The organism is uncultured Microscilla sp., assembly GCF_947493425.1.
GTDB lineage: Bacteria > Bacteroidota > Bacteroidia > Cytophagales > Microscillaceae > Microscilla.
This window is the reverse complement of sequence record NZ_CANLRP010000336.1, coordinates 1-3,334: the sequence shown is the minus strand read 5'-3', so window position 1 is coordinate 3,334 and position 3,334 is coordinate 1. Positions and strand designations below refer to the sequence as shown.

At 46.0% G+C, this 3,334-nt stretch carries 2 protein-coding genes; both read left to right on the top strand.

Annotated features, from left to right (window positions below; translation table 11 throughout):
- The first annotated feature begins 123 nt into the window (after nt 1-123).
- Nucleotides 124-1,008 carry a 3-keto-5-aminohexanoate cleavage protein gene (locus tag Q0954_RS33380; protein ID WP_299466227.1) on the top strand — a complete coding sequence of 295 codons (885 nt, stop codon included), beginning with the start codon at nt 124-126 and terminating at the stop codon, nt 1,006-1,008.
- Between the two features lie 410 nt (nt 1,009-1,418).
- Complete coding sequence (locus Q0954_RS33375; protein WP_299466224.1) at nt 1,419-3,005, top strand: NAD(P)/FAD-dependent oxidoreductase; 1,587 nt, start codon at nt 1,419-1,421, stop codon at nt 3,003-3,005.
- The last annotated feature ends 329 nt before the right edge of the window (nt 3,006-3,334 follow it).

Sequence of the window (3,334 nt, the reverse complement as noted above, 5' to 3'; positions counted from 1 at the left end):
TTGCAGGGCAGCGTCATCCCTCAATTCTTCGGGACTAAAGACTTGTCGCTTGTTGCTAAAAGCTTGAGGCTGTAGAAACTACTGACTCCCAACTCCCAACTCTGGACTATTAACTAAAAAACTATGAAAAAGAAATTAATACTTTCGTGTGCACTTACGGGTGCTGCTACTAATAGAAGTCATTGCCCTTATATACCCTACACTCCTGTAGAGCTGGGCGAAGAAGCCAAACGTGCTGAAGATGCCGGGGCAAGTATTGTACATATACACGCCCGCGAAGACAACGGACAACCAAGTTGGCGTCCTGAAGTATTTGCTCAGATTCATGAAGAAGTGCGCAAACGTTGCCCCAAAATCATCATCAATTACTCAACGGGAGCTATAGGCATTTCGCGTGAAGAACGCATACGACATGTAACCGCCCTTAAGCCCGATATGGCGGCTTTTAATATGGGCAGTATGAACTATGCAATTTACTCCAAAAAAGCCAAGAAATTTCACTGGAATACCATCTTCCAAAACTCGTTTGACGACATGATGTTTTATGTGGAAAAAATGAACGAAGCAGGCACCATTCCTGAGATGGAGTGCTTTGATACCGGGCACATTCATAACGCCCAACCTCTGCGCGAAATGGGGCTTGTGCCCGACAATGCTGTATACAGCCTGGTAATGGGAGTGTTGGGAGGCATTCCGGCAAGTACCGAAAACCTGATGCACCAAATAAGTCAAGTACCCGATGGTAGACATTGGCAGGTGATAGGCATTAGCCGCAAGCAGTGGCAACTCGCTGCTGTAGCCATTACTATGGGAGGCAGCTTTAGGGTTGGTCTGGAAGATAATTTTTATTTGCCTAATGGTGAAATGGCAAAGTCGAACGGCGAATGTGTAGATGCTGGTGTGCACCTGACCCATACAATGGGGCGCGAGGTGGCTACTATAGACGAAGCTCGTGAGATGTTGAATATTCCGTTGGAGAGCCCACAGGCGACAGTCAACAGTCAATAGTTTAGTTGGGAGTCCGTAGTCCGTAGTCAGGAGTCGGGAGTCCGTAGTCGGGAGTTGGCGCGAAGCGGTTAGTCGGGAGTCCGTAGTCAGGAGTCGGGAGTTGGCGCGAAGCGGTTAGTCGGGAGTCCGTAGTCAGGAGTCGGGAGTTGGCGCGAAGCGATTAGTCGGGAGTCGGGAGTTAACGCGAAGCGATTAGTCAGGAGTTAGCGCAAAGCGATTTCTCAATTATGAGAACAACTCCCGACTATGGACTCCCGACTACTGACTATAAAGAACAAGGTGTAAAACCCAGAAACTAGTGGAGGTTACGCCGACATCTTGTTTACGGGGCACCCAGTTCCTGGGACACTTGCAAGGGTTCCCAACTACGGACTCCCAACTAAAGAACTAAAAAACTAAAAACTAAAGAAATGATACAATCATACAAGAAAAACTACAAAGCATTAGATCACTACGACACTATTTTTATAGGGTCAGGATTAGGCAGTTTGACCTCGGCTGCTTTGATGGCAAAAGAGGGTAAAAAAGTATTGGTGCTGGAGCGCCACTATACCGCGGGTGGGTTTACCCATATTTTTAAACGCCGGGGCTATGAGTGGGACGTGGGGATTCATTATATAGGCGAAGTACACCGCGAGCAAAGCGTGTTACGCAAGTTGTTTGACTATATTACTGATAGCAAGCTCAAATGGGCAGATATGGGCGAGGTCTACGACCGCATCGTAATTGGTGATAAAACCTATGACTTTGTAAAAGGTACAGCCAATTTTAAAGAAAAGCTCAAAGAGTACTTTCCAGCAGAAGCCGATGCTATAGACCAATATGTAGACTTGGTGTTTAAAGTAACCAAAACCAGTCGCAATTTTTACATGGAAAAGGCAATGCCCCCCATGGTAAGCAAGGTATCGGGTGGTTTGATGCGTAACCCTTACCTAAAATATGCCACCCGTACTACCCAGGATGTGCTCGAAGAAATCACCCAAAACCAAGAGCTCATCAAGGTGCTCACCGGGCAATATGGCGACTATGGTTTGCCTCCCAAACAAAGTAGTTTTGGTATGCATGCGTCATTGGTACGCCACTATTTTTCGGGGGGCAACTTCCCTGTTGGAGGGTCTTCGCAGGTGGTAGACACTATAGCCCCTGTACTGGAAGCATCAGGTAGTACTATTTTGGTAAGTGCCGAAGTAGAAGAGATAATCATAGAAGACAACAAGGCAGTAGGTGTAAAAATGACCGATGGCAAAGAGTTTCGCGCTGATAAGGTAGTGAGCGGGGCAGGGGTAATGACGACCTATAAAACCTTAATGCCCGAAGCAACAGTAAAAAAACATCAGCTCAACGAACAAATCACCAAGGTAAATAATTCAGTAGCCCACCTCTCGCTGTATATAGGGCTCAAAGGTTCGCCCGAAGAGCTCAAGTTGCCCAAGGCAAACTATTGGGTGTATCCTGGTGACTTAAGCCACGACGAATGTGTAGAGCGCTACAGCCAGGATACAAGCCAACCTTTTCCGGTGGTATATGTGTCTTTTCCTTCGGCCAAAGACCCCGACTGGAGCAACCGTTACCCTGACCGTAGTACCATCGATATTATTACTTTGATGCCTTACAATGTGTTTGAAAAATGGGAGAACACCCGCTGGAAAAAACGAGGCGAAGATTATGAAGCACTCAAAGAAGAATATTCGCAACGTTTGTTAGAGGAACTGTTCAAACTAGAGCCCCACTTGCGTGGAAAAATAGATTGCTATGAATTATCAACCCCTATTACTACCAAGCATTTTATCAATTATGAGAAAGGTGAGATTTACGGCTTAGACCATAGCCCTGAACGTTTTAAGCACAAATTTTTGCGTCCGCATACCCCTATCAAAAACTTTTACCTTACCGGACAAGACATTGTAACGGCGGGTATAGGTGGTGCCTTGTTTTCGGGCTTGCTTACAACCTCAGCTATCACCAAAAAGAATTTATTGAAAAAAGTGATGGGTTAGTTTTTTAGTCAGCAGTCAGGAGTCGGGAGTTAGGAGTCAGGAGTCCGTAGTTAGGAGTCGGGAGTCAGTAGTCAGTAGTCCGTAGTTAGGAGTCAGGAGTCCGTAGTTAGGAGTCCGTAGTTAGGAGTCGGGAGTCAGGAGTTAGGAGTCCGTAGTCAGTAGTCATTAGTTAGGAGTAATTATAGTCTCAAGCTTTTTGAGTAGTTTGTTAAATACTACTGACTCCCGACTCCCGACTAAAAAACTAAAAAGCTAAAAACTATGGGTAGATACTCCCGACTACGGACTACCGACTCCCAACTAAAAAACTAAAACCTATGGCAGCCTGT

What these genes read in the sequence shown, in the direction of transcription:
- Q0954_RS33380 (WP_299466227.1), top strand. Translation starts at nt 124, where the DNA reads ATGAAAAAGAAATTAATACTTTCGTGTGCACTTACGGGTGCTGCTACT.
- Q0954_RS33375 (WP_299466224.1), top strand. Translation starts at nt 1,419, where the DNA reads ATGATACAATCATACAAGAAAAACTACAAAGCATTAGATCACTACGAC.